Source organism: Pseudomonas azerbaijanoccidentalis (assembly GCF_019145495.1).
GTDB lineage: Bacteria > Pseudomonadota > Gammaproteobacteria > Pseudomonadales > Pseudomonadaceae > Aquipseudomonas > Aquipseudomonas azerbaijanoccidentalis.
Genome location: NZ_JAHSTU010000014.1, coordinates 50,427 through 73,895, shown reverse-complemented (window position 1 = coordinate 73,895; position 23,469 = coordinate 50,427). Strand labels below are relative to the sequence as shown.

Below are 23,469 nucleotides of genomic sequence, written 5' to 3'. Positions count from 1 at the left end.
ACTTCATAGACCTGCTGCATTACCGGACCTTATCCTGCTGGATGGTCCCCGCGGCGTTTTTAACGTGGTGCCGGTCTATTCCCCTTGCCCACATGGTAATGCCCCCAAGTTGCGAGCCTGGGAAGGCGTGAAGCGCGTCGCACGGTCGGCCCTGTGCAATGAATCCCCATTGGGCCGTACAGTCGCAAAAGTGGGTAACAAACGCTTGATATCCAACCCCACCAATCGCATACGCTTACGTCCATTTTGCGCGCACGAAAACAGCTCGGGCGCGCAAAAAAGCGCGACTGCTCGATGAGTGAGGGGGCGGACCTGTAGACATTGACGCTCATTCGCGCCAAAATTGGGCCTACAGAGTCGAGCTTCCCCGCCGCCACAGCAGAGATTCCCCTCGACTCCAGGCTAAGGGAGTTTGCACCTCCGCGTAGCCCTTCAAGACCCGCTTATAGCGGGTCTTGTCGTATCTGACGCGCAGAATACTCGTGAAAATGATCGGCGCGCTATAGTGGCAATTTGTACAGCCTGTATAAAACAACAGTTTTATCCGTAAATATCCCCGGACATTGCGCCTCTCTACAGCCCCCATACTGCGGGCTCTCCCGACAGACGGTAGTACGCTCCCGCAATCACCAAACCCCGACTATGACGGCAGCGGCGGACTGGTCTGGCCGTTCATACTGTCGCGGTGCGGGTGCTCTTGAACGCTGATGCCATCGCTGGTGATATCGCCGCCGGTCTGCGTCACAGGCCCTTTTATGTTGTGCGCCGCTGCAATTTTGGCGATCGTCTCCGGGGTCAGCTTTAGCGACGTCCCGCCCACCGCCAGCGTGATAGACGCCGCGGCAGTGATGGTGATGTGCTGGCCAGCGTTGACGGTAAAGTCTTTGTCGGCGTTGAATTCAAAGTTGTCGTGATTCCAGCGCCGGGTGCTCTGTTCGTTGCCGGTGTTCACCGGGCGGTTACCGACAATGATCGGGTACCGCTCATCACCACCACGAAACGCCAGCCAGACCGGCATGCCCGGCACAATGCGGATCTCGGTACCGCGCGAGTCGTCGCCCATTGGGTAGGACATTTCTGCAATCGGCCACTCACTGGCGCCATCGGTGTATGGAGCGAACGACACGCGAATCTCCCGACGCTCCCGGTTGTCCGTGACCGCCTCCACAAAGCCCGGCAGGTAATTAGGCAGCATTGACCAGACTCCCCAGCCACAAACGGCTGTAGCTCTCCATGGCGCCCGTCTTCTGGATCGCGGCATGGGCGGCGGTGATGACCACTAGGTTCTCCCCGCCCACCGTCAGCACATGGCCAGCTTGGATTTGCTGGCACTGCTGAGAGTCGACGGTTTTACTGCGCACCAGCACGCAAGACGCATTGCGCAGTTGGCGCTGATCGCCCCGCGGCATGAAGCTGATCACACGGGACTCTCCCATTTGCCCGGTAACGATCGCGCCGGTGTCATCCACGCTGTAGAAGCTCGGGATCTGCTGAAGCTCAAGAAACTCACTGTCGATCTTTGCGCTTGAGTCCACTTGGCCAATGTCGTCGACGGGTTCCTGCTTGGCGATATCGGTAAGGCGCATCACCTGCAACTTCCCGCCGATCATCACCAGTGCGGCGCCCTCTTCCTGCAACACCCTGGCCACGCTGTAGCTGGGCTGGCGCCCACGAAAGCAGGTGAACCGAGGCACCGCGAAGTCGCTGCCTATGCGCAGGAAAGCGCCACAGCTTCGCAGGACGTTGGAAAAAGGCGTATCCCGCAGAACCACGGCCTGTTTCAACGCTTCGGCCAGTGGCGCGCAGCTGGCCAGCAAGGCGATAACACTCATCGCCTGTTGCTGGCTTTTACCCTGCACCTCACCCTTGGGCGGCTCTTTGTGGGTTTTGACGATCTTGTACGGGAGATTTTCCCGGCCAGACCAAACAATGGTGCCGCGCTTCAGCTTGGCTTCCACGCCATCGATCAGCTTCACCGTGAATTCCAGGCTGCGCGGTACCGGCGTAAGGTCCGATCGGTTCACCCAGCGAATCACCACGTCCGTGGGCAGCTGGTCACCGTTTTCACTGAGATAGACGTTCATCGCCGTCCACCAGTTCTGTGAAGTTATGGCCCATACGCTGGCGGACGTGCAATTTGCTCACCACCGGGTAGCCTGGCGGAATGTTGGTGGTGCCGTCGTTTGGCTCGCCCTCGCCCGGGGCGCGCAGAATCGGCACCACGCACTTGAGCGCCACGTCGGCGGCCAGAATCTTCATGTTCTTCTGGTCAGTCTCAACCCGCATCCAGTCGATACGCTTCGTCTCCAGCTGCATCGGCGCCGGAATGTCGTACTGACCAAACGTGTATTTGGCATCCATGTAGCGGTGATGCGGCTCCTGCATGTAAGCGCTGAGCTGCGCCGCCAGCGACTTGGCGGTATCCCCGTCGCTGGCGATGATCACCACCTGGATACGCCGATCGTGCATGTCTTGGCGATAGTCGTACCACGAGCCCCCTTCATGGATCTGCACACGCTCGAAACCCGTGTGGTGACCGCCCCAGTCGGCGCCGGTACCCAAAAAGTCATCATCGGTCGCCAGCAGGATCACCGGTAGTTTGGTGGTGGCGCCGGGCGGACCGTTCTCGTTCTTGCGGTACTGCGCCAGCATCGACTCCACTTTGTCCAGCATGCGCGACGGCGCCCACTGCATCACTTGTGCAGGGCGCCGCGATCGGAACTCTTTGAGCGCTGCCGTATCGGTGTACAGCTTGTTAAACCAGTCGAGCAGGTACCACCCGAAGGCTTCCTTCTGCTGGATAAAGCTGCCGTTCATTTCAGCCATGTCAAACCTCTTTAGGCCGCATCGAGCAGCGGAGCAAGCAACGACGGCGGATGACCGGACGTCTGCGCAGCGGCGGGCAACATCCACAGGTGCTGGGGCGTGATTCGCGCCCCCAGTTCCGGACGCAGCAAAGGCGCCTGGCACTCACTGAACGCCCACGCTACGAACTCGGAACAGAAGAATCGATCTTTCGATTGCAGGCGCTTGGAGTGCAGCAAGATGCCCAGCAGGCCAACATAGTCATAACCCGCACCCAGCTTGCTCAGCGCGGTGTTCTTGATCGCCTGCGCGTCCTTGCACGGGAAATTGACCAGGGCGGCGTAGCTGGATTTCTCCAGGCGCTCTTTGAGTGGCGTCAGGGTGACGCCTCCCAGCATGTTGGCGCCAATCACCTGGTCGCCAATCACGATTTCGACGTGACTGAAGGCAGACCAAGTGATGCCCCGAATCAGTAGGCTGCCGATCATGCGGCGACGGGTGAACAGCAGCTGTACCGATTGCATCATTGCGGGGCTTCCTCTTCTGGATCAGGGAGAGATTCCGGGTCGGTTTCCGGCTCAGGATCAACAGGAGGAATTGTCTCAGGGTCTACAGGCTGGATTTCTGCCGACTCTGCATAGGTTTGAGGCCAGCCGGTGGTGAAGTCATAGGCCGCCGGGTCCGCCGCTGCGCGCATGGCCGCGTTGTGTTGCTCGGCCACCTTGAAAATCGCCATGTCGGAGCGAGTCACCGCCGCCACCACATCGAAGGCCATTTGTGCGGTTACAGGCACAAACGAGCCGTCCAGCATTTTCCAAACAATTGGCCCGCCTTCGCTGTCGAGTAGGGCGCTCTCCATCGATCCACCAGCGGCCAGAGTGTCGCGAGCGTTGTCTTTCAGGCCCAGCCACTGGCTACGGCTGAACAGGTCGGAATGCACCCATTCGTTGCCGACCTTAAACCCGGCTTCCTTGCGGCGGTCACGGTCGGCCTTGATCAGTTCCCAGGCTTGCGCCTCGGCTTCGGCGTGAAGTTGCGTCACCAGTTCGGCGCTGATCTGCCATTGCCCCTCAGTCCACGCATGTGCTGGCGATGGGCGCGGATCGAGCGTAAGTCCGGCTGGCAACTCACCCAACTCATTGAATAACTCAGGCTCGCCGGTGGCGGTGCTGTAGACCACCCCGCGATGATCCGCCAGCAACACCGGCTCGCCTTCTACCAGCGCCCACACAAAACCCTCTGCCGGCTCAGGCAGAATGCCGGGCAACTCGATACCGTTGTCTGGCATCTGGCAACCAATGCCGGGCACCACAACCAGCGTCACAGGACCAGATAGAACGCCAGCCAGGCCAATCAAATAAATTGCACTCATAGACACCTCAGATCAGTTTGATTCGGCCTGGATAGGCGATGTTTCGAGGGCGAGCGGCGCCGCCATGCAAAGAAATCGGTGTCGGGTCTGCGGTGGATATTCCAGAAGCCGACATGTACCGCACAGAACCCGAAGCAGGCGCCCCAGTGAATGTGTCCCAGCCCAAGCCGGCCTTATCGCCGGAGGTATGGACGTAAATCACTTCATCCGCGGCGTTGTTATCGCCAGGTAGGAAACTGCCAATCTGCGCGCTACCAGCTACCCGCGCTGCGTCAATCCCGCGAGATTCATCGAGCATCCGCATGAATTCGCCGCGACCCTCTGGACTGCGGAACGTCGAGGCGCCATCGCCTTGCGTCCACATACCTTCCTTGCCGGCGCGCAGCGCTTCGGTGGTCAGCATCCCCGACGCCTGCGCGTGATCCCAAACCCATGGCCACTCCGCGCGGTTGTAGATGAACCCGTTATGGGCGGCCCAGCCACCCGGCTGGAACGCGGTGGTGGTTTCAAACACAGGGCGTCCAAGTGGCGTGGCGTCCAGACGGTCGAGCACGCGCCAGCTCCCATTGCTGTCACTGCGCAAGTGCCAAAAGTCCCCGGCGCCCATCAGCACAAAGAACGGATAGCCCGTAGGCGAAAGGTGCGTGTGAAACAGGATTCTTTCAGCGCCAGCCGCCTGGATCACCAGGCGGTTGCCACCGTTGTCCACGCGCTGCACGCGGACATCCATCGCGCGGTTCGCTGGCGGCAAGGTCAGGGTGAATCCTGCGGCGGTTGCATCCACCAGCAGAAAGCCCGTCTCGTCGTTGGTGAGCACCTTGGCGGCGGTGATAACGGCGTTGTTCAGCCCGCGCATGGCGAGCAGGCCGCTCTCGATATCGGCTAAATCGTCGGCGCGACTCATTGTTCAATCTCCTGGGAGGCGGCCCATTCTTCATAGGTTTGAGGCCAGTTGGTGCTGTAGTCGTAGGCGGCGGGATTGGCAGAGGTGAGCATGGCGGCGTTGTGCTGCTCGGCTACCTTGAAAATATCCATGTCAGAACACGTCACGGCGGCCACCACGTCGAATGCCATCTGTGCCGTTACGAGGGCAAACGTCCCGTCCAGCAACTTCCAGGCAATAGGCTCGCCCTGCCTGTCGGTCAGCGTGTCACCCATGCCCCCGCCCGCAGTCAGAGCGTCACGGGCGTTGTCCTTCAAACCCAGCCATTGGCTACGACTGAACGTGTCCGAATGCACCCATTTGCCGCCGACGTTGAAACCCGCCACTGTGCGGCGATCACGCTCGGCTTTAATCGACCCCCACGCAATCGCCCGGTCCTTAGCTGAGGTGTCAGTGGGCATTTCGGCGCTGAAATACTCACCAGGTAAAAGATCCTCGGGACCATCTACGCGGCGAGCGCCTAAACCATCATTTCTAATTGCGAATGACATTAAATGTCGTCCTCCCAGCCCAAGCAGTTTAAGGTCATCGACGCGACGTTAGAGGCGTAGTACATCTTGCGATCCATAAGCGCGAAGTCGGCTGTTATCGATTGCGGGGCTGCACTGCCAGCGGAAACAATGAACGGCGTGCTGACAGAACTCCCGACACCACCCCACTTGTTGGTAGGCGCAACAATGCCGGTACCGGAACCAATCGAGTTCCCCAGATAACAGCTAAGTTTTATGGCAGTCGGCGGGACAACGGCTACAAGCGAGGCCTCTACCCAGCCGGCAGGACTTCCCGCAATATTTCCTGCTACGCCTGTCGCGATAACGGGATTGCCTAGAAGGTTGGCGCTTAGGTCATAAAGGATGGTTCTACCGACCTGACCAAATGACAGTGGGTACTTATTGGCCGTGTTGTCGGTACGAATCCAGCCGACTCGGGCGGTCAGATAGTCCGCTGGAACGGAAGGCCCGGTGGCCGAAAGTGATAGCCGACCGGTTATGGTCACACCGTCCCAAACTACCCAAATGGCGTACCAGGTAGCACCAACCACCGGGCCAACATCGAGACCGTTTACCCCGACTACCGCAGTGCTGATCGACAGGTTTACGCCGCTTAGAGATTTTCGATCAAATGCGTTACCGACAATCAACTGATCCGCAGTAACGGTGACAATTGCACTTGTACCGGTGGCCGAAGCTCTCAGCTTTTTATGAGTCCCAGCAACGCCGAGCGCTTTGCTTGCTTCCGCGTCAGCCGCAAGGGCAGCAATATCAATGTTTCCCTGATTGATAGGCGCGTTCCAGGCCTTGATGCACCACATCACCGCCAAGTTGCGTGGCCGTGTCACACCCAAACCAACGCCGGCGGCGTTTGTCGTACCAGAAGCGACACCGACTGCCTGGCTAACCGGATAATCTGCGACAACCAATTTATCAAGGCCATGCAGCGCATCGACGTTAACGTCAGCCGCGTTATGCCACAACCCGGTTACGGCTGCTTGGGCGGTGGAAGGGTCGAAGGATTGCAGCGAACCTTTCTGCCAACTACCGATTGCACGACCAGCATCAACGCCGCGCCCATGGTCCCAGCCACGCAGGAATTCGGCGCGCGATTCTGGCAATCGAAAGTTCCCAGCGCCCTCGTCACCCTTGTTGAACGCTGTCCCCAGGTAAGCCGCCAAGTCTGGATAGACCGCAATGCTCTTCACACTGCCATCAATTTCAAGATAACCAGGTGGAACTATGGCGGTCGGCATCGGCAACATGGAACCGACAGGCATGGCGCCAGCAGTGAGCAGCAGCGCGTCAATTTCGGCTTTGGTGTAGGCGTCCGCTACCTTGAACGACTTGAACGCCAGAAACTCAATTCTGTCGTCAATGTTGCAGGGGATGGCCAGGGTAGCTTTAGAGCCATCCACGGCTGACGTGAAGTCGTAGATTTCCCGACCGTTACGCAGAGCAATGACACTGCCAGGGACATGCGGAAAGGTGAATTCGTTTTGACCTACGCCGGCCACGAACGAAAAGCGCTCAAAGGCCTTGCCGCCGCCTACACCACCGCCCAGCTGGAAATAGGTGCCGTCGAAGTTGAGGTCGTACAGCGAACCGGCCTTAATATCGCCAGGATCGAGGTCAACCAGCCCAGTGTCGCCGCCGCGCTTGACTGCGATGGCGCCCAAGCCTTCTACGTTGGCTGTTACACCTCCGGCACCGTTGGTGAATAGCGCAGTGAACTGGAACCGTTGAAACTTCGCTAAGGCCGGCAGAACCGACTCAGGCGCATCCAACGAAAGCAGCAGGCTGTTGGCGGCGCTGCCGACGGCGTGCATGAGCCCCATCAGCGGGCCGGCATCCTTCGCAACGTCCTTGCGCAGCAGATACTGAGGGTGAGCGTTCGCGGCGCCTTCGTGCGCACTGAGCGCGGCCAGAGCGGCGCTTTCATCAGGGCTGATGACGATGGTGATGCTGTTCGCCGGCACTTGAGCAAAGGCCAGGTCCGCCATCAGCACATAGGTGACGCCATCGGTCTTGTAAGACGCGACTTGCCCGTTGGCTTTGGACCAGACGAACACCAGCACGTCGCCCGCCCAAAAGCCAATCTCACCGATCGGCACTTCGCCAACGTCCTCTTTCCAGGCGCTACTGATACGCAGCTGGTAAGGCGTTGGCCGACTGCCTCCCGCGAAAGGGATTTTGCTGCCCACAGGATCGACCAGCGCCAACTCATTGCCAGTCGGATCGTAATGCGCCCGCCCGAACGTCACACCGTCAATGACGAGTTCAATCCCGGTATTGCTGGCGTTGAACGCCGCGGCCTGACCAGCGAGCGTCAGCGTAGGATTGAGAATTAAAGGATCTGCCATAAAGCCCCCGGCGGTTATTTATGGCAAAGCGTAAGGCCGAAAAACGGCCCTATTTTGTGAAGGTTTGCATGTCCAAACGGTCAATCGAGCTGAATGCCAGGGTGGCGCCCGTGACCTTAATCCCGGGGCCTACTGTCATGTAGCTTTCAATGACTGGCTGCTGATAGAGCGCGGTACCGGTGACGCGCCCGATGTTGAAGCCGTAGGCAATGCAAGCAATCGGGATCTTGAGGCCTGCCCGGCGTGCGGCGCGAAGATCCAATACGAATCTGGCGGCCACAGCGGTACGGGCCGCGGCCAGGATCCGCTCAGGGACAATTTCTGTCTCGATGTCCACACGTAAGCGGCTGGTGAGGAAGTAGTCGCTCAGCTGACGGCCAGCCAGCTGAATTTCATTCTCGGTCATTACGTCTACAGGGTATTCACCCCCTTTTTCGCACCACAGCTGATCGATCGTGAACACGTCACCGAACAGCGATCGAAGGTAAAACGCCAAGAACTTGGTGCCGCGCTGGGGGTTCAAGTAGCGCCACGCCATGAACAACATGCGGGTCATGTCGCTGGTCGTGTCATTGAGTAGCGCCAGCCCGTCGTTGTTGAGCCCTCGACTGATAAACGCATCAGGCCCAAGGTGAGGCATGCCCAGCGTATTGGCATCGACTACGTGGCCGCTCAGGTCTTTGTGGTAGAGGCTCAGGAACAACGCTTTGAATTCCGATTCAATCTCGTCGTACTCGGCACTGCGCTGTAACGGGATGAGTTGCATTAGTTCGCCGTCTCCGTGTTGACCTCAAGGCTCTCTTCAGTGACGTACCTGAAGTGCTCAGGCAGGTCCGCGGTATCGTCCCCGATCATGTCGACAGAGATATCTGCAATGCGCTGCGTCAGCGCCGGCACGTTCTGGCGCAGCAGCTCGTAAAGGTCTTTCTTGAGCATTTTCGCTTCGCCGCGTTTGGCCCAGGCCGACAGACGCCCGTAGTTCTCGAGAATCAGCGCCCGCACCGCCTGTTTGATCGCCGCCGAGTCATAGGTAGACGGCACGTAGAGGGTGAGCTTTAGCGGTACCGGCTTCTCGATCACCGGCACATGCTTGAGGCGGTAGCTGTTGTCGGCGGCGCTGATGATGGCGGCAATTTCGTTCTGTAGCGCCAGCTGGCTCACACCCTCCTTGATCACGGCCACAAATAGCCTGTTGATGTTGTCTTGGTTCGCCCCACGCGCCTTTTCCTCTTTCAGCTCGTTCCAGACGTTGAGGAACGTCACGGCGCCCAGCTTTTTACGCACCAAGAAGTCGAAGTTGGACAGATAAACTGCGTTCTCGTTGTAGATCCCGGGATAGGAGCAGACCTCACGCATGGTTGTGATGCTCATTGGCGCTTCGCCGGCCTGAAGTACTTCAGACAGCGCCATGGTCGCCTTCTCAATCGCATCGCTGTATTCGAAATAGAACGACATGCCGTTGCTCGGGCTGATGTCGCCTTCGGTGTCGTAGATCGAAATGCCGATGTTCGAACCGGTGGCCGGCTGCAATCCAGACAGCCCATTGACGCCGAACACCAGGCTGATCACCTGATTTTCATCGGTCTGAATGTGATAGACCAGCTCGCCGGCCAAGACGTTGCAGAACTCCGGGGAGTACTCCCATCCGGTCACCGAAACTTCAGCCATGTAGCCGACATCGGGCTGCGCCAGCTCGATCGTGTAGAACGGCGTGTTTTGCCCGACGGTGTGCGTGAGGGTGCGAAGCTCTACCTGGCGCGCGACGATACTCCCAGTGGCGCCGGCGCCGATCTGGCCACCGGTAGTCACGCGCCACATGCGCCCGTTCTGATCACGCAGCACGCGCCCGGCCAGAATACTCAAGGGAGCCGCGCCGTTGTTGATCACCGTGACCACCGCAATGCAGGGCTTACCGAATGGCAACACGCCTTTTACCGCCGCATCAGCCTTTACCGTGACGTCGCGGGCCTTCAGGTACACCTCACCGGTCGTTACCTCTACCTGAGTGCCCAGGTCTGCCAGCATCGCCGCCATGGACGCTAGGCCCTGAGTAATCAGCGGGTCGCCGATCTGGAATCGCTTGGCCAGCGATGGGTAGTTGCTGATCTCGTTGGCCGCGGCCTGAATGTACTGGTCTTTAGTAATTGCCACGGGATACCTCTGACAGATCCGAAAGGTTCAGGGTTTGCCCCGCCACCTCGATATGGACATTCGTGATGTCGACGCCTTCAGGCGTTGCGTACAGGTTGATGGTCCCAGCGGGAAGCGCACCCAAGACGGGGATGTCTTTGAGCATCTTGGCCAGAAACCAGTCGGCGACTGGTGAACTGAGAGGCTTTTGCAGCATGTCCTCCACGGGGTTGCCGTAGGTGCTGCCCAGGTAACTGTTCGGCTTGGTCGCCCACCAATGCGCGATCATGCGAAAAATCAGGTCTGTGTTTAACGTTTCGGCCATGACGGACGCGCTCAGAATGCTTTGCGGTCATCTTGGCAAAGAAAACCGCCGCCCTTTGGCGACGGTTTGCCGGTCAAATCGGGAACATCCCCAGTCCGCCCGCCGAGGCATGCGCAATCCCCCGATCGCCCACGTTCTGCGAAAGAGGCAGCTCGACGGACACCTGCGCCGGCCCTTCTTTGCCGCCACCGCCCCCGGTTGGCGTCTTGATCTCCGGTACCGCCGGGATCTTCATCTTGCTGGCGTCTGCCGCGGCTGGGGCGTAGGTGCCTACTTTGGGCGCCGCGAGCGACACCGGGAGCGAAGAGTTTGCCACCGCCGCCGATCGCACCTGCGTAGGCGCCATCACGCCAATCGGGGTTGCCGCTTGGTTCTTGGGTGCCGACACCGAAGCCATGGTGCTGGATACCGCCGCGTTGACCCCTGTGGGAGCGGCCACTTTCAGTTCATCCGCACGCCGGGTTGGCGTCAGGTCGCCTGCCTTGGCCTGCGCCAGATAGGCGTCATACTTGCTATTGACGTCCGCCAGGCCGTTGGTGCCGCCGTTGATTCGCTTGCGGGCGCCAGTCATGTCCCCGGCTTGCGCCAGCCGATCGGCGCCGGAACTCTTCCAGTTCTCCACGGCGATTTTCGCGGAGTACTTCGGATCAGCCGCCAACTCGGGGTTGTTTACCAGGTCGACACCCAGCTTTTTACCCATGGCTTCGTACTGCGCACGCCCCGTCAGCTGCGTGTCGCCGCGCCCCCTGAACTTGTAGCCGTCACCTGGATTGACGTTCCCCATGCGCCCGCCATAGACCTTGTTGCCGATTGCTTCAGCGTTGCCGGCATCGGCGCGGGCGTCCTCGTCGGTCTTGTAGTATTTGGGGAACACTTCGCGCAGGCGCTTGGCCGAGTAGTTCAGGTTCTCTTCTTTGCGCGTGAACCCGCCCGACTCGTGATCCATGTTCGCCATCAGGGCGGCTTTCGACTTGGCGTCGGTGATACCGCCCTCATCCATGGCTTTAATCAGCTGATCCTTTGCCGCCGCTGAGCCACCGCCGCCGTATTTGCCGCCCGATGCCTTGTAGAGCACGTTGGAGCCTGCATCCTTTACGGCAGTGGCCTTTTCACCGACATAATCTTTTCCGCTCTGCACGGCATCCGCAGCGGTGTCCTTCCAGCCGGCCACCTTGTCCGTGACAGCTTTCCAGGTGTCTCGCGCCCAGTCGGCCATGCCACTGATGGCTTTGGTACCCGATGTGACCAGCCCGTCCCAGCCTGTTTTGACAAATTCGAATGCCGCGCTGGCTGCCTTGGATGCGCCATCGGCCCACCCTGAGAACGTGCTGCTGATGTTCGATAGAACCGAATCGAAATCAACCGTCGACAGCCATTCGCCAACCATCCCGCCAAGCTGATCGCCAATCAGACCACCAGCAATCGCACCGGCAGGCCCGCCAAGCATGCCCAGCAAACCGCCTGCGATCCCCCCAATGCCGCTACCTACGTTCCCCCATTTGTTTTTCTTGTTCTCGTCCTTGGACAGCTCAGGGTCATCCCCTGCCATCGCATCGTTAGCCAGCATTGCGCCGCCTATCAATGCACCGATAAACGGAATCTTGCGCAACAGGCCTTTGCCCGCTTTGAGCACTCCACCGCCCGCGCTTTTGGCCACGCCCTTGATACCGCCAGCCTTACTTCCTTTGGCGGCCTTCGCGCTGCGTCCCTCGCCACCGTCGATAATGGGCGGGCCATTGGTAGGCGTTCCCGATCGTGAGCCACCACGCACTGCCCGCGCGCCTGATGCGGCGCCACGGCCTGGCATTAGGTTGCTGACTGCCTTCAGGGCTCTACCCATACCCAACATGCGCCCCAGCGCCTTGAATGGCGCCAGCACCGCCGTGACCATCGCCAGCAGCATCCCCAGCATGCCGCCCATCCCACCACGGCCTTGCCCCTTGGTGGCGTCAGCCTGACCACGCCAGATACGGCGCAGCCAGGTGACACTCTCCCGGTGCTGCTTGGTCTGCTGTGCGTCCTTGTTGCGACCAAACAGGCGCCCGAGAGGTTTAAACAGCGCCATGGCAGGCGAGAGAATCCCGCTCAGCTCTTTCGCCGCCTGAATGGTCGGGTCTACGTTGTCGACGTCAGCAGTCAATCGGCTGCCGATATCGCGCGCAGCGTCGGCGATGGAGCTGCCAATCGCCCGTGCGGAGCTTTCCGACCCTGCGCCCTCGTTGGCGCCACCCTTGGTCGATGCGCCACCCACAAACCGCCCTGATGCGTCCCGGGAGCCAGCTTGGCGCGGCGATGCCGCCATGCGCTCACCCGCCATACCTGTACGGTTGCGCGCGCCGCTGGTGCTGCCGGACGATCGCGAAGAGGATCGAGCAGCCGCTGGATCGTTGGCCGCGTTATTGACAATGATCGGCGCTCGGCGGGAGCCAGCTGCTCCAGGTTGCACCGCTGGTCGCCCCTGACTCAGTTGGCCAAGCCGGCGCGCGATCTCGCTGGTGTTGGCGTCAATGCTGCGCAGCAGCTTCAGTTCTTGTGCGAGCTGTTCAACCTCGTCGGCAATGCTCTCACCGCGCAGGAAGCCCGTGGCCGCGTCATGATCAAGTTGGGCCATGACTTAGTGCCCGCGAAGAACAGAGTTGACCACCGACAGCGTTTTTTTCATGCCGCTGGCCACCGCTGCGATGGCGCCCTTTTCTTCATCATCGTTCACCGGTGGCGCCTCATACCCTGGCAGATCGGTGCGCCCCATGAAGCGTTTGGCACTGTCGAGCATTGCGCCCCCCGGATCCATTGGAATCCCGCGCTCCATCACCGCCGGGGCGCTATCAAGCATCGGCGCTTCAATATTGGCTTGGCGCAGCTTCTCCAGCAGGCGCGCGTTCTGCTCGATCAGATCGTCATTGAGTTGGTATTGCTTCAGGAGGTCGGTGCTAACGCTCGCGGCAAAGGCGTCCGACTCTTTGATCATGCTGTCTACAGAGTCCAGCAGCGCCGCGTTGTCGGAAGCGAAGGTGTCCACGCCAGCGAAGGCGCCAGCGTCTGCGCTATCGAGCATCACCGCATAGCCGCGGTTGCTGTCGTAGTTGGGCGCCCGCACCAGGTCCATACCGAAATAGCCTTTCGGTACGCGCAAACCGCCCTCTTCAGGCGCGAAAATCGCTGAGCTGAAGCCGTAGGCTCTGCTTTCCCACAAGCGCTGCGCCACCCGGCCCGGCGCGGTATCCAAAAACTCTTGCTCGTGCTCGATGTCGCCCGTTGGCAAGCATTTGATGTAGATCGTGCGCAGCGCCGGCTCAAGCACCACCGGCACCCCGCCTTCAATCACCGTTTCCGGCACGTCCAGCTTGTATTTCTCGCGGTACTGATGGCCCACATAGCCCACGATGTCGCCTTTCTGGATCGCCTCCTGAAGCGCGGCGCCGTTGAACAAGCGCATGGCCGCGTCGATATCGATCTTTCGCGTCTGACCGGTGAAGGTGCGCCCGTTGTCGTTCAGGTTGTAGCGGATCACGCCCGTGCGCTTACTCATTGCTGCCCGTCCTCATCGTCGTTGTTGCCACCGCCAGCACCCGGCAGCAAGTCCATATCGTTGTCACCGCCACCGCCGAACCCCGGCTGCACTGGTGGCTTGGCGTTGGCCAGGCCTTTGGCGAATGTTTCCGCTGCTTCGGTATCCATTTCCGCCACCTTGGCCAGCAGGTAACTCACGGTGTCCTGCGGCAGCCCCAGCTCACGCAACTGAGCCATGATTTGCACCAGGATCGCGGCCTTGTTCATGGCGCGTTCAGCGCTGATTTGCTTTTCAGCCTCCAGTGCGGCGATCGCGCCATAGAAATTGATCGTGTAGGGCCGTTCGGCGTTCGGCCAGCACTTGCCGTACTTGGCCAACATATGGCGATCGATCGTGTCGTTGGCCATGTTGGTGTAGCTGGTGCGCAGCATCCGGGCGCGCTCGGCACCCATGGCGCTGGTGCGGTTGGAGCCACCATCGCCCAAGCCGCCGGACAGCAGGTCGGCGAAGCCCATCTGTGAAATGTCGGTACCGAGGGTGCCTGCTAGCTTCTTGGCGTGAAACATCACGTCTTCAACGCCCAGGTTCTGGCCGCTGGCACCGGAAGCAATGCTGCTCACCTGTGTCAGCTGCTTGTCGTTCCACACCGGCATGATGTTGAAGTTACGGGACGTCGAATAAATGCCCTCGCTGATTTGCTTTTCAGCGCGGGCCTTCATTTCCGTGAGCATTTTCACGGTGTTCTTGGTGATGCGCTCGCGCTGCTCTTTGGTGGTGTCTGCCAAGTTCATCGACAGCAGCACTTCTTCGATCGAGCTGGCGATACGTTGCCCGACCAGACCGCGTATGGCGGCATAAAGGTTGTCGAAATCGTGCTCAGCGGCTTCCAGCAGGGAACCGCCCACCAGATCCGGCAGGGGCATGACGTCGCGCAGCGACTTGGCTTCAAGATTGATCTTTTGTGCGTTTTCCAAGGCGCGGAACTGGGACACAAACCCCATGCGCGGCATCTTCCATCGGACCATTTCCAAGGGAGACACGCGGCTCTGCATTTTCTCGCCCAGGCTGACCACGTAACCCACCGTCCGCCCCAGCTCTACATAGGGCTGCACGATCGGCGACAGAATGCTTTCGTGATCAAACGCCACAATGCCTTCCTTGGGCACGACATACAGCTTGGCGTAGGCATCACCGAAGCCGGTGGCGCTCACCCCCATGGAATGGCAGCTGTCATTGAGCATTTTGACGATCGGCGCCAGCTCTTCGAGCATCTTTTTATCGGCGCTGCTGATCTTCGGCTTGGGCTCAAGAAAGATCGTTTCGCCGGTTGTCTCGTGACCACCCAGCGCCATCTGCACGTTGTTGCGCAGGGCGGTGCTGATCATGCCTTCCTGCATCATGAAGTGATATTTCTGGTACAGCTGCGCCCTGGAACGAACGGGCTTGTCGCCGTTGCCCAGCAGCATTTCCATGCCGACATAATCAGCATCGAACGTAGACACCTGCGCCATTCGGTTTTCGGCCTGTGTGGCGGCTTGAGCAAATGTCATATCAGCGAGCTGGCCGCCCGTGATCAGGTCGACACCCTTGCGGGCACCGTCGGCCAAGCGAGCCATAAGGCCCTTTTTGTGATCAGTTGAGTTCGCCATTCAGGTACACACAGAGGCTTGAATTAACCTCCAGCGTACAGGCGCCCACAGGGGCATCCCGGCGCCGGTTTGCACCGTTCTGGCTACTCGTTTAGATCCTCGCTCGCTTCCTCATCAGGCCGAGGATTGAGCAGGTATTTGCGGGTATAGGGCGGGATATTCACGTTGCCGGTGACGTCGACTATCTCAAAGTTGATGATCACGCCTTCCCCCATCAGCACGGCTACCAGCATGCGCTTGCCCGGCTGCACATAGGCTTCGGTACCAGGATCGGCCAGCGGCTCAATCGACGCTTCAAGCACGCCTTCTGCATAGTCCATGCGGCTGCTGTCGTCGGAGGTGTTGCCCAGGGGCGCGGCATAACCCTGCGCGAAATGAATCATGGCCTCGCCCACCTCAACCCATTCGTAAGCCGTTTCGTCCTCATCGCTCATGACGCCCAACGGGCCGATGGTTGGGTAACCGTCAGCAGTCTCGTCGTCGCTGGTGCGGGTGACCTTCTTGTCAAAGAGGACGCACGGGATAGCGTTGGGCTCGCGCAGGGTGCGCTGACGGTTTGCCCGGTTAATCTGAATGGCCACGTTATTGAGCATGTCTTATCCCTTTACCTTGTTCACGGCGCTGAGCGCGGCGGCAATCTGTTTCTCACTGAAGCCTTGGGCCTTCATCGCAGCCGTTAGCGCCTGGTGCTGGACGCTGGACGCCTTCCTGTTCACTTTTGCGGCTTGGCTATGGCGCAACTTGTCGTTTGCCGCACGCACCGCGGCGCGATCGGCGGCGCTGGCCTTGCGGGCTTCCTGCTGTCGCTGGTACGACGGTTGTGCCTGGCGCTGTGTCTTCAGCTCTTCCGACGTCTTGATCACGGTCCCGCGCTTGGCTTGCTTGCGGGCCTGCTCCATCTGTTCGACGAACGCCTGCTGTTCCTTCACGGTCACTGCCGTGCGTTTGTTGCTGAGGGTGCGCCGCCCGTTTTCGATCATGCGCTTGGCGAACAGATTGAACGTCGCGCCCGCGGTGATGGTGGCCATGACGCGGATGACGTGTTTGCAGGCAATCCCCTTCAGCGTGGGGTTACGAACGCGGGGGAAACCATCCTCGGGCCGCCCATAGTTGAAGCTGCCAATGCTGGCGATATAGCGGTACCAGAACGTGTGCCGCCCACAGTCGCAATCAAACTTCAGCTTGCCCGCCAGCATGCGCCGGGCCGCTTCAAGCGTGGTGTTGCCGTCGGCCAGCACCTTGTCGTAGTCCAGGAACTGCACATAGACGTGATGTCGGGAGACGTCAGACTTTGCACTGGCGTTGGTCGTGATATGCACCACACCGCCCTGGTTGCTGATAGGGATGATCGTGTGGATTTCCCGGCTGGCGCGGGCTCGATCGTCCGGCGCCGACAGGTTGACCACCTGCTTTGCCAGGATCCCGCCCGGGGCCGCGGTGACCGGTACGTTGCCTTTGCGCTGGCCATGCCGGCGCTGGATGTCGTGCACCGCGGCCCTGAACGCAATCAGGTCATCAACGGTGACCGGCCTGAATTCGCCGCCCAACGTGGTGAATAGCCCGCGCTTCGGGTCATACAGGCCCGCCATGTCGTCGGCGGACAGAATCGCGCTCTGGTCGCCAATACGCTGCGCCCGGTCGGCCTCGAAAAGCTTGCGGGCTTCCGCGCTGGCCTTGTTCGCCGGGATTACGACCCTGCTGCGCACACCCTTCTTGGCCGCCATCAGCGAACGGACCTCACGGCAGCGACAATGCCTGACTTCTGTTTGAGGTAGGCCAAGTGCTCTTTGGTGGGCAGAACCACGTCCTGCTCTTCCAGTGGGGAATCAACCGTCGACAGCCCAGCAGCTGCCCGAATGGCCAGCACCTCAGCTGCATCGCCGTACACCCTCAGCGCCATCATTTGCAGGTGGTAGCGCTCGCTCGGAAAGCTGCGCACCACCTGGCGCCGAGTGGAATACGACGGCTCAGTCAGCGCGAATTTGCGCACTTCCAGATAAAACCGGACTTCGGGAATCATACAGGCGCTTTCGCCGTGCTTTTCAACAGGGCAAGGTCCAGCAACGCCGAAAATTCATCAATGCGCCGCGCGTTTCTCCAGCGCAACTGTGCATTTACCACCAGCGGCGAACCGCCTTGAGGCGACTCCCAGTTAAAAGATGACTCTGGCTTGAAAATCGTGACCCCTTCAAGCACGTACTGCTCGCGCTCGCCATGCACGGATACGATCCTTGCAGACAGTTTTTTGCCTTTAACAGCATCGAAAAACTTCCACGCATGCCCCTGCACAGTCTCGTACATGGAGAACGGACCGCTGTTGTTGCCGGGAAAAGGGATAGGAGCCCTGAAGCACAGCTGGCTGACGCTTTCGAAACCCTCAAAAATGATTATTTGATCCTGCGCCACAAGCTGGGGCTTGCGAGTATTGGTCGCCGCTGTCATCACAAGACACTCCGAACAGTAGAGCGCCCATTGTCCCGGCACCCGTGCCAGCGCTATCGAGCAACTTTGCATGTTTCAGACAAAACAAACCCCGCTCATGGCGGGGCACTTGGTCTATTCGCTGTCTTGCCACTTTCCCGGTGGCCACGTCTTGTCGGCGTACTTCATTGCAGCCTCTTTTGTGTCGAAACGCCGGCGCATGACCTTATCCGGGTGCCCAACGTCTTTGCGATCGCCGGTAATGTACGGTGCCCACGCCAGCCAGTAATCCGCCTCGGGCTTATCGTCCCAGCCGTGCGGTTGTGAGGCGCCAGCGCCGTCGGTTCGTGTCCAGCTGCTTGGCCTGAACTCTCGCCACAACGGCACCGGCCCTACACTGACGCTATCCACGATCAACCCGCCAGCAGAGTGGCACGAGGATCGCCGGCCAAGCGTTCGCGCTCTTCGTCCAGATACAGCAGACACAAGGCTTCCAGCTCGCGATCCATTCTGTCGCCCGGACGGGTGAGAGCTACGCGCCCCTGGCCGTCAATGCTTGGCGACATGGCCGCCACCTGACCCGCCAACGCGTCGAGGGGCGGACACTTGATGGCCTTGGTGGCTGAAGCCTGTTTGTAGCGCTCAAAGCCCAACGCGTAGTTGTCCTGATACTGGCCACGCAGCGATTCGCACTCCGGTGGCCACTGCACCTTGGCGTCTGCCCATTCCATGCTGTTTGGCACACTGCGGGTAAGGCAGCGGGCCAGATCACAGCAGAACGACAATACGCTGATCATCACCCGGGGATTGCCCAACGCGGCGGCGTACTCCACCAACCGGGTGGCGTAGGCCGAAGCCATTTCGACATTCCCGTTCAACGTGCGCTCACTCAGCAGAACCGCCCGACGGCGCCCGCCAACACTGCGCGGCGCGGCGATGATGAAATGGAAAGCGTGGAACCGATAGTTGTCGCAAACGACGGCCAGAAAGTGCTCAAAGGCCTCCCCTTGCTTGATTGGTCCAGCGCCAGCAAGCGCCTTGGCCACCAACGCGGGCACGTCGCTCGGCTTCAGCGAGGCGCCAGCCGGGCGGGACTTCTTGGGGAAGTAGTCGAAGTTGCGGGTCTGGCCAGTCCGTTCAACCTTGCTCAGCTGGCCCGTTGCAAAGAGAAATCCGCGGTTATCGTCATCATGCCGGCTGCGCTTCATGCTGCCACCGCCGGCACAAACCCGTGCTCTGCAACGTAGGCGCGATATTGCGCATAGAGGGTAGGCCGGCAGGTGCGGGACACGCCGAACTCACGCCCGCCCACCACACAGAAATAATCAGGCTTGTTTTTTCGCAGCTCGTTGCGCGACATGACGCGATCGATCGCGCTCACACGTACCAAACTACTCCGGTGCGCTCGCGTCACGCGGGGGTCACCGGCCTCGATCTCTTTGATTGAGTGCTTGCCGCACAGCATCCACTCAACGCCATCACGGTCCAGCGCGTGGACATACTTGTCATCAGCCCAAAAGGCCACGAACACAGACGAATCAACTTTTTCGGCACGTAGTCGGTGGTTCTTCCTGTAGCGGCGCAATTCCATGTTCAAACCCTCAAAACTATCCCCGTACCAGTTTTATCGCTATATCAGGCGATTAAAGACCAGAAACACGGGGTTTTGCCTCTTGGTCATGTCGAAATATACACCAATAAACATAAAAATCTATGTTTATGCGACATCGGCAAACAGGTCGTTGGCTTTGCTCAAGGCCGCTTCAGCGCGCGAAGACTTGGCCACCGATGTTTCCTCGGTGCAGGCCACGTAGTTCACGTCCTCCAGGAAGGCCATACAGATGGTGTCGAAAAGGTCAGGCGAGGACAGGCCGTCTGCCGCCATGCTCTCTTTACTGGCGATCTTGTAGCGCCCCAGCTCGTCGAACGAATACGGCAGGCGGGAGCCCTGGTCGATGAGGTCGCGCTTGTACTTCGGCGCCAGCTTGACCACGTTGTCCTTGATTGCTTCGGTGGCGTGGACGGTGCACTGGGCGCGCTGGTTGATGAATCGCTTACGGTTCTCGTTGGAGTGCGGACGGACACCCCACTGCACGCCCTGGATGATCATGCTGCCCATCTGCAATTCCTCCAGGCGGCGCATGAACTGAATCCCCATGGCGTTGGTGTCGATCACGATCGTGACGTTCGGGAACTGCATGGCGTAGTCGCGCAGCTTGACCGCCAGCGGCGTCCAGTCCTCGGTAGAGCTGTAGATTGGGACGTCCACCACTTCGACCTTGCGGCGGCGCTCGTTCGCCATCCGATCGCCCTTGCCAGTGACGCGCAGGTGAGTAGCCACCGTCTTGTCTCGCCCTACGCCAGCCGCGACGTCGACCACGATCACATGGCCCCAATCTTCGCCTGGCAGGATCGGGCTGGCCGCCGCAATGGCGCGCTCAAGCATGGCGCCACTCAGCAAGTACTTGCTCAGGTTGGTAGGGAACATCCCCTTAACCTTGATCTGGTATTCCGCTTCGTCGGTACCGCCGTATTGCTGGCGCTTCTCCTTGATGAATTTAAGCGAAACAATCGGGCTCTCTTCGGAGTTGAATACCAGAGGCACCCACGGGCCGCCGCGGTAGATCGACTGGCCATGGTGGGTTTCCCAAAAGAAGCCGGTCGATCGCGTGGGCTGGCTGGCCATGATGAAACGGTTTCGCTCATCGGTCAGAGCGCCACCGATCACACCAAAGTTTTCGTCGGGGATGCCCGACGCCTCATCCGCCAGCCATAGCAGATAGTCGCCGTGGGTACCGGCCAGGTTCTCAGGAGAGCCGCGCGGGGCGGTACGGGTGGTTACGTACCAGGTGGCGCTGTTGCCAACCACGTAGACCTTTTCGGCCTGAATCACTACATAGTCAGCGATCCACGCATGCGGGCCTTTGCGGATCTCGGCGAGCATGGTGGTGATTTCTTTCCATACGCCCTCTCGCACCGTCTTGAGCTTTGGCGCGGTCACGTAGGTGTTGGAATTCAGGTAGCACAGCAAGTGCCAAAGACAGATAACGCCGAAACTGCGGGTTTTACCAGTACCGTGGCCAGACGATACCGATACCCGGCAGCCATAGACTGAGGACTCATTGAACAAGTCTTGTTGTTGCGGTGTGACTTCCATCAAGCACGCTTCAACCGCGAAGGCGTACAGGTTGAATGCGTAACGCTCGATGAATGCGGGCCACCTCGGGTCTGCCTCTAGACGCAGACGCTTGGGTTTCGGCTTGGCCATATTATCCTTAAACACAAAGGGGCCAGTTCCCCAGCCCCTGTCACTCTACGGCTACGCCAATCGCACTTTGAGCGACGGTTTGCTGTGTTCCGTGCTGTTCAGAACGAACGCTTTCCAGCTGCTGCCAGACGCCCAGCAGCTCAACGTTGTTTGGGTGTCGCGGAAAAAACCTTTGCGCCGGAATCGACCGGCGTGCAGCACCATCCCGCCGTTATTGCAGTGGGCCAGCCCCCCGCGCGCTACTTCAAAGCTCACGGCAGGCATAGCCCCAGCGTCTTCCATCAACCACATGACATCACGCCCACAGAACCCGGCCATGTTTTCGGGGGAATGCGCGCTCGCAGCAAAAAAGAGAACGCCGCACCACTGCTCCTGCTGGCGCAGCCTGATGCTTCTGATGGTGATTCGCAGGTGATCAACCAACCACGCGTGCTCGCCCACAATGTTCCTGACCAGCTTGCTGTACTGCTCACAGCAGCGAAGCATGTCGCCAAACGGCACGGCCACGAGGGTCTGCGCGTCGGGGCGGCACAGCAAGCGCCAGAACGCGATGGGCGCCAGCGGGCTGATCACTCCCCGTTCCATTGCATTCAGGTCTGAAGCCATCGATACACGGCAGTCCGGCAGTTGCGCGCTTTCGAAGGCCCTCGCCAACTGGCTATCCACCTCCATGCCGCACACCTCCCGCGCGAAAGCAGGCAAGTCGTTCGCATAACGGCGGACAAATGCAGGCCAACGATCGTCCTCTTGGATCAGGCGCGCATTCATGCAGCGCCCTCCGTGGCCAGCTGCGCCGACTCCCGCTCGTGTTCGGCAATCAGCAACGCGGCGGCCTTCTCGATCGCGCGCAACCGGGTTTCTGTCTTCATCGGATAGTGCGGCCATGGCCAAAGCGTGTTGGCGTAGTCCGGCACCAGCACTTGGAGGACATAGCCTGCCGCCGCGCGCAGCAACTCATCATTGCGATAACGCCGATCAAGTTCAGGGTTGTAGCCCTTCACCAGCTTCTGGCGCTGGCGCTCACTGAGGATTGCGTCCTCGCTGGCGCTGGTCACAGGCATAGCCGGCCACAGCGCCAGCGGTTGCTCCCAGCCTCGGGCGGCCCGCTGTGCCCACTGCTCGGGACTCAAATTGGTGTGTGGCCGCGGGACCGAAATACCCTGATCCTTGCCGCGATGCCGAGTCAGCCAGGCTGTTGGGGTTTTGGTGCCCTGCTTGGACTGCGCCAGCGATTCCCATACCTGGAACGTCTTCTGTGTGTGGGCGTTCGCGTACTCGCCCGTTTCATCGTTATAGGCCAGGTCACTGATGCCGGCGTGACGACAGGACCGTTCGAAATGCTCACGATTGAAGAACAGGGTCATGGTGCAGTGCGCTCAGTTGAGAAGTTGTATGTCCGCCCAAACAGCTCAAGTAGCCCAGTAAGTGGCGGCGGAGATTTGTGGCTGATGGCGAGGCGCGGAATGTCATCACCAGCACCCCGGGTGCCATCGAAGCGCCAGCGATCGGCGGGGAGCTGTGCGCGCTCGGCGTGCTCGATGTCGCCCGCCTCATTGCGTAGCCACAAGTCATCCCCCAGCTCCAGGTACACGGTCAGCGTCTCGCCGGTCAGGCGGTTGGTGATGGTCTGGCTCATGACTTCGGCCCGGCCTTGCCGTTGATCTCGATCGGCTTGGCGAACGCCTTGGTGAATCGGAACTCTTCCATCAGCTGGCTACCATCCGCCAGCAGGGCCTGCGCCAGAGTCGCCGCCGGCACACTGCGCCCCTCCGACACATACGCAGCCAAACAGCGCACCAACCGCTGCTCGGCATAAGTGCCATTGAATCCAGGCAACAGGCGAGCACGCCCCACCACCGGCGACTCCAGGTCCACCGCGCGGGCTTCTGCGGATGGCGGCGAAAAGTAGAAGCCACCCAAGCGCTTTGGCTCCAAGCTGGCCACCGCATCACCACGCCCAAAAGTGCGCAGGCCTGACGCCGCCAGTGATTTGATAATCATGTTCACGGTGTCCAGCCGGTAGCGCTGGCGCTCACTCAGCACAACGCCAGCAGGCGCCGCGGGTGGTGCGATAGATAAAGCCTGCATGTACATCCCCTAAATCTTGAGCCGCAGCTGGGCGCGGTCGCATTCGTTTTCGCCGTGCGGGAGCTTGTGGGCCTGCGCCTCACAGTTCTTTCGCTTGCAGTCT

General features: G+C 60.0%; 26 protein-coding genes. All 26 read right to left on the bottom strand.

Annotated features, from left to right (window positions below):
- Positions 1 to 640: 640 nt before the first annotated feature.
- The 26 genes from KVG88_RS30410 to KVG88_RS30285 all read right to left on the bottom strand — a co-directional run bounded on the left by KVG88_RS30410 (position 641) and on the right by KVG88_RS30285 (position 23,366).
- A complete protein-coding gene (locus KVG88_RS30410) occupies positions 641 to 1,195 on the bottom strand; it encodes a phage baseplate assembly protein V (protein WP_217873590.1) in 555 nt (184 codons plus the stop codon).
- Positions 1,185 to 2,084 carry a hypothetical protein gene (locus KVG88_RS30405; RefSeq protein WP_217873589.1) on the bottom strand — a complete coding sequence of 300 codons (900 nt, stop codon included), beginning with the start codon at positions 2,082 to 2,084 and terminating at the stop codon, positions 1,185 to 1,187. Before KVG88_RS30405 ends, KVG88_RS30410 begins: the two co-directional genes overlap by 11 nt.
- Positions 2,065 to 2,826 carry a hypothetical protein gene (locus tag KVG88_RS30400; protein ID WP_217873588.1) on the bottom strand — a complete coding sequence of 254 codons (762 nt, stop codon included), beginning with the start codon at positions 2,824 to 2,826 and terminating at the stop codon, positions 2,065 to 2,067. Before KVG88_RS30400 ends, KVG88_RS30405 begins: the two co-directional genes overlap by 20 nt.
- Before the next feature lie 11 nt (positions 2,827 to 2,837).
- Positions 2,838 to 3,332, bottom strand: coding sequence for a C40 family peptidase (locus tag KVG88_RS30395; protein ID WP_217873587.1), 495 nt, complete (start codon positions 3,330 to 3,332; stop codon positions 2,838 to 2,840).
- Entirely contained in the window at positions 3,329 to 4,177 is an 849-nt protein-coding gene (locus KVG88_RS30390; RefSeq protein WP_217873586.1) for a DUF4376 domain-containing protein, read from the bottom strand. Before KVG88_RS30390 ends, KVG88_RS30395 begins: the two co-directional genes overlap by 4 nt.
- Before the next feature lie 7 nt (positions 4,178 to 4,184).
- Positions 4,185 to 5,081, bottom strand: coding sequence for a phage tail protein (locus tag KVG88_RS30385; protein WP_217873585.1), 897 nt, complete (start codon positions 5,079 to 5,081; stop codon positions 4,185 to 4,187).
- A complete protein-coding gene (locus KVG88_RS30380; protein ID WP_217873584.1) occupies positions 5,078 to 5,611 on the bottom strand; it encodes a DUF4376 domain-containing protein in 534 nt (177 codons plus the stop codon). Before KVG88_RS30380 ends, KVG88_RS30385 begins: the two co-directional genes overlap by 4 nt.
- Complete coding sequence (locus KVG88_RS30375) at positions 5,611 to 7,974, bottom strand: phage tail protein (RefSeq protein WP_225934216.1); 2,364 nt, start codon at positions 7,972 to 7,974, stop codon at positions 5,611 to 5,613. Before KVG88_RS30375 ends, KVG88_RS30380 begins: the two co-directional genes overlap by 1 nt.
- 49 nt (positions 7,975 to 8,023) lie before the next feature.
- Positions 8,024 to 8,740, bottom strand: a complete 717-nt coding sequence (locus tag KVG88_RS30370) for a hypothetical protein (RefSeq protein ID WP_217873583.1) — start codon at positions 8,738 to 8,740, stop codon at positions 8,024 to 8,026.
- On the bottom strand, positions 8,740 to 10,125 hold the full coding sequence (locus KVG88_RS30365; protein WP_217873582.1) for a hypothetical protein: 1,386 nt from the start codon (positions 10,123 to 10,125) through the stop codon (positions 8,740 to 8,742). Before KVG88_RS30365 ends, KVG88_RS30370 begins: the two co-directional genes overlap by 1 nt.
- Positions 10,112 to 10,429, bottom strand: a complete 318-nt coding sequence (locus KVG88_RS30360; protein WP_217873581.1) for a hypothetical protein — start codon at positions 10,427 to 10,429, stop codon at positions 10,112 to 10,114. Before KVG88_RS30360 ends, KVG88_RS30365 begins: the two co-directional genes overlap by 14 nt.
- 73 nt (positions 10,430 to 10,502) lie before the next feature.
- Positions 10,503 to 13,040: a glycoside hydrolase family 19 protein gene (locus KVG88_RS30355; RefSeq protein ID WP_217873580.1), complete on the bottom strand. Its 2,538-nt coding sequence runs from the start codon at positions 13,038 to 13,040 to the stop codon at positions 10,503 to 10,505.
- A 3-nt stretch (positions 13,041 to 13,043) separates the two neighbouring features.
- Complete coding sequence (locus KVG88_RS30350) at positions 13,044 to 13,958, bottom strand: hypothetical protein (RefSeq protein WP_217873579.1); 915 nt, start codon at positions 13,956 to 13,958, stop codon at positions 13,044 to 13,046.
- The gene (locus tag KVG88_RS30345) at positions 13,955 to 15,556 is read right to left on the bottom strand and encodes a hypothetical protein (RefSeq protein WP_217873578.1); all 1,602 of its coding nucleotides are present in this window, start codon (positions 15,554 to 15,556) and stop codon (positions 13,955 to 13,957) included. The genes KVG88_RS30350 and KVG88_RS30345 overlap by 4 nt, the downstream gene beginning before the upstream one ends.
- A 116-nt stretch (positions 15,557 to 15,672) precedes the next feature.
- A complete protein-coding gene (locus tag KVG88_RS30340) occupies positions 15,673 to 16,182 on the bottom strand; it encodes a hypothetical protein (protein WP_217873577.1) in 510 nt (169 codons plus the stop codon).
- Positions 16,183 to 16,185: 3 nt separating this feature from the next.
- Positions 16,186 to 17,313, bottom strand: a complete 1,128-nt coding sequence (locus KVG88_RS30335) for a hypothetical protein (RefSeq protein WP_217873576.1) — start codon at positions 17,311 to 17,313, stop codon at positions 16,186 to 16,188.
- Complete coding sequence (locus KVG88_RS30330) at positions 17,313 to 17,609, bottom strand: hypothetical protein (protein WP_217873575.1); 297 nt, start codon at positions 17,607 to 17,609, stop codon at positions 17,313 to 17,315. The genes KVG88_RS30335 and KVG88_RS30330 overlap by 1 nt, the downstream gene beginning before the upstream one ends.
- On the bottom strand, positions 17,606 to 18,031 hold the full coding sequence (locus KVG88_RS30325; protein WP_217873574.1) for a hypothetical protein: 426 nt from the start codon (positions 18,029 to 18,031) through the stop codon (positions 17,606 to 17,608). Before KVG88_RS30325 ends, KVG88_RS30330 begins: the two co-directional genes overlap by 4 nt.
- 114 nt (positions 18,032 to 18,145) lie before the next feature.
- Complete coding sequence (locus KVG88_RS30320) at positions 18,146 to 18,421, bottom strand: hypothetical protein (RefSeq protein WP_217873573.1); 276 nt, start codon at positions 18,419 to 18,421, stop codon at positions 18,146 to 18,148.
- A gap of 2 nt (positions 18,422 to 18,423) precedes the next feature.
- Entirely contained in the window at positions 18,424 to 19,218 is a 795-nt protein-coding gene (locus KVG88_RS30315; RefSeq protein WP_217873572.1) for a hypothetical protein, read from the bottom strand.
- Positions 19,215 to 19,601, bottom strand: coding sequence for a hypothetical protein (locus KVG88_RS30310; protein WP_217873571.1), 387 nt, complete (start codon positions 19,599 to 19,601; stop codon positions 19,215 to 19,217). The genes KVG88_RS30315 and KVG88_RS30310 overlap by 4 nt, the downstream gene beginning before the upstream one ends.
- A 126-nt stretch (positions 19,602 to 19,727) precedes the next feature.
- Positions 19,728 to 21,278 (bottom strand): hypothetical protein, encoded by a 1,551-nt coding sequence (locus KVG88_RS30305; RefSeq protein WP_217873570.1) that lies wholly within the window; start codon positions 21,276 to 21,278, stop codon positions 19,728 to 19,730.
- A gap of 51 nt (positions 21,279 to 21,329) precedes the next feature.
- Complete coding sequence (locus KVG88_RS30300) at positions 21,330 to 22,046, bottom strand: hypothetical protein (RefSeq protein WP_217873569.1); 717 nt, start codon at positions 22,044 to 22,046, stop codon at positions 21,330 to 21,332.
- On the bottom strand, positions 22,043 to 22,642 hold the full coding sequence (locus KVG88_RS30295; RefSeq protein ID WP_217873568.1) for a hypothetical protein: 600 nt from the start codon (positions 22,640 to 22,642) through the stop codon (positions 22,043 to 22,045). The genes KVG88_RS30300 and KVG88_RS30295 overlap by 4 nt, the downstream gene beginning before the upstream one ends.
- Positions 22,639 to 22,914 carry a hypothetical protein gene (locus KVG88_RS30290; protein ID WP_217873567.1) on the bottom strand — a complete coding sequence of 92 codons (276 nt, stop codon included), beginning with the start codon at positions 22,912 to 22,914 and terminating at the stop codon, positions 22,639 to 22,641. The genes KVG88_RS30295 and KVG88_RS30290 overlap by 4 nt, the downstream gene beginning before the upstream one ends.
- Entirely contained in the window at positions 22,911 to 23,366 is a 456-nt protein-coding gene (locus tag KVG88_RS30285; protein WP_217873566.1) for a hypothetical protein, read from the bottom strand. Before KVG88_RS30285 ends, KVG88_RS30290 begins: the two co-directional genes overlap by 4 nt.
- Positions 23,367 to 23,469 lie beyond the last annotated feature (103 nt).

Excerpts from the sequence above, each read along its gene's own strand:
- KVG88_RS30400 (WP_217873588.1), bottom strand. The coding sequence starts at position 2,826 with ATGGCTGAAATGAACGGCAGCTTTATCCAGCAGAAGGAAGCCTTCGGG.
- KVG88_RS30295 (WP_217873568.1), bottom strand. The coding sequence starts at position 22,642 with ATGACCCTGTTCTTCAATCGTGAGCATTTCGAACGGTCCTGTCGTCAC.
- KVG88_RS30405 (WP_217873589.1), bottom strand. The coding sequence starts at position 2,084 with ATGAACGTCTATCTCAGTGAAAACGGTGACCAGCTGCCCACGGACGTG.
- KVG88_RS30300 (WP_217873569.1), bottom strand. The coding sequence starts at position 22,046 with ATGAATGCGCGCCTGATCCAAGAGGACGATCGTTGGCCTGCATTTGTC.
- KVG88_RS30310 (WP_217873571.1), bottom strand. The coding sequence starts at position 19,601 with ATGGAATTGCGCCGCTACAGGAAGAACCACCGACTACGTGCCGAAAAA.
- KVG88_RS30385 (WP_217873585.1), bottom strand. The coding sequence starts at position 5,081 with ATGAGTCGCGCCGACGATTTAGCCGATATCGAGAGCGGCCTGCTCGCC.
- KVG88_RS30340 (WP_217873577.1), bottom strand. The coding sequence starts at position 16,182 with ATGCTCAATAACGTGGCCATTCAGATTAACCGGGCAAACCGTCAGCGC.
- KVG88_RS30305 (WP_217873570.1), bottom strand. The coding sequence starts at position 21,278 with ATGGCCAAGCCGAAACCCAAGCGTCTGCGTCTAGAGGCAGACCCGAGG.
- KVG88_RS30380 (WP_217873584.1), bottom strand. The coding sequence starts at position 5,611 with ATGTCATTCGCAATTAGAAATGATGGTTTAGGCGCTCGCCGCGTAGAT.
- KVG88_RS30335 (WP_217873576.1), bottom strand. The coding sequence starts at position 17,313 with ATGGCGGCCAAGAAGGGTGTGCGCAGCAGGGTCGTAATCCCGGCGAAC.
- KVG88_RS30375 (WP_225934216.1), bottom strand. The coding sequence starts at position 7,974 with ATGGCAGATCCTTTAATTCTCAATCCTACGCTGACGCTCGCTGGTCAG.
- KVG88_RS30395 (WP_217873587.1), bottom strand. The coding sequence starts at position 3,332 with ATGATGCAATCGGTACAGCTGCTGTTCACCCGTCGCCGCATGATCGGC.
- KVG88_RS30330 (WP_217873575.1), bottom strand. The coding sequence starts at position 17,609 with ATGATTCCCGAAGTCCGGTTTTATCTGGAAGTGCGCAAATTCGCGCTG.
- KVG88_RS30315 (WP_217873572.1), bottom strand. The coding sequence starts at position 19,218 with ATGAAGCGCAGCCGGCATGATGACGATAACCGCGGATTTCTCTTTGCA.
- KVG88_RS30355 (WP_217873580.1), bottom strand. The coding sequence starts at position 13,040 with ATGGCCCAACTTGATCATGACGCGGCCACGGGCTTCCTGCGCGGTGAG.
- KVG88_RS30390 (WP_217873586.1), bottom strand. The coding sequence starts at position 4,177 with ATGAGTGCAATTTATTTGATTGGCCTGGCTGGCGTTCTATCTGGTCCT.
- KVG88_RS30345 (WP_217873578.1), bottom strand. The coding sequence starts at position 15,556 with ATGGCTCGCTTGGCCGACGGTGCCCGCAAGGGTGTCGACCTGATCACG.
- KVG88_RS30410 (WP_217873590.1), bottom strand. The coding sequence starts at position 1,195 with ATGCTGCCTAATTACCTGCCGGGCTTTGTGGAGGCGGTCACGGACAAC.
- KVG88_RS30325 (WP_217873574.1), bottom strand. The coding sequence starts at position 18,031 with ATGACAGCGGCGACCAATACTCGCAAGCCCCAGCTTGTGGCGCAGGAT.
- KVG88_RS30285 (WP_217873566.1), bottom strand. The coding sequence starts at position 23,366 with ATGCAGGCTTTATCTATCGCACCACCCGCGGCGCCTGCTGGCGTTGTG.
- KVG88_RS30350 (WP_217873579.1), bottom strand. The coding sequence starts at position 13,958 with ATGAGTAAGCGCACGGGCGTGATCCGCTACAACCTGAACGACAACGGG.
- KVG88_RS30370 (WP_217873583.1), bottom strand. The coding sequence starts at position 8,740 with ATGCAACTCATCCCGTTACAGCGCAGTGCCGAGTACGACGAGATTGAA.
- KVG88_RS30360 (WP_217873581.1), bottom strand. The coding sequence starts at position 10,429 with ATGGCCGAAACGTTAAACACAGACCTGATTTTTCGCATGATCGCGCAT.
- KVG88_RS30290 (WP_217873567.1), bottom strand. The coding sequence starts at position 22,914 with ATGAGCCAGACCATCACCAACCGCCTGACCGGCGAGACGCTGACCGTG.